Genomic DNA, 1,010 nt, shown 5'->3' on the forward strand with positions numbered 1-1,010 from the left:
CTGAACTCAATTAGAATTAAAGTTACTAGAGCTAGCTTTAGAACTGTTATTAGCGTTACTGCTAAGCAGAAGCACTGTATCTAAATGTCAATCATCTTAAGAAATATAACCTTTAATATTATTATAATAAACTGTTGCAGGAGTAGTATCGAGAAATACAAAAACAGAAAACAAATTAATTAACCAACTACTCCTAGCAACAGTTCCACGTGGACTTATTTAATCAAGCTTAACTGTGGTAAAGAAGCCGACATGAGCATCAGAATCCGACCGAACCCAAGCAGAATGAAAGTCACCAGAGCCAGCCCAAGAACCGCTAGCAGCGCCACCGCCAAGCAGAAGCACACGAACAGCTTTATCTGTATCTTGTCCATTATTACCTCTTATCCAATTATAATCAGCTTTTTTATTAGTTCCAACTTTATTAGGAACAAAATAAGGACCAAATCTAAAATCAAATTCAGTAATAAAATTATTACTATTAGCTTGGTCACCTATAAAATAACATTTATCTTGAATATTATCTATTGTAATATCAGAATGATTAACACCTTTTTTAAGAAGATAAACGCTATTATAATTTGCGTTACGATTTATAATAGCTACATCTCTAATAAGTGTCCATATATCACCAAAGAAATTTAGAATACCACGATAAACAGCAGGATAAGTATTTAAATTACTTCCATCTGCATTAAAATTTCCTAATTCATAATTGTCACCGTTTGTACTACTATTACCAATATTATGTTCAGCAGTCCAATAAGTTTGTACAATAGGATTATTACCATTAAAAGCTGTCCATCTATCCCAATTTAAATTTGTAACACCAGCACCAAGTCCTCCTTGTTTAAATCCGTCACTAGTTAAATTAATATTTAATGCAGCTTGATTATCAAAATTAGCATATTCAATATAACAAAGAGCTTGTAAAGCACAATATTCAAGATAATCAATCATTGTAATCCAATCGCCACGAAAGCAAAAAATTCATTGCAAAGTCGGAAAAT

General features: G+C 31.9%; 1 protein-coding gene. It reads right to left on the bottom strand.

Annotation, left to right across the window (positions count from 1 at the left end):
* Positions 1 to 219: 219 nt before the first annotated feature.
* Positions 220 to 960: a hypothetical protein gene (locus DXN04_RS33875; protein ID WP_116857855.1), complete on the bottom strand. Its 741-nt coding sequence runs from the start codon at positions 958 to 960 to the stop codon at positions 220 to 222.
* Between the last annotated feature and the right edge of the window lie 50 nt (positions 961 to 1,010).

This window comes from Chitinophaga silvisoli (assembly GCF_003412465.1).
Classification (GTDB): Bacteria; Bacteroidota; Bacteroidia; order Chitinophagales; family Chitinophagaceae; genus Chitinophaga; species Chitinophaga silvisoli.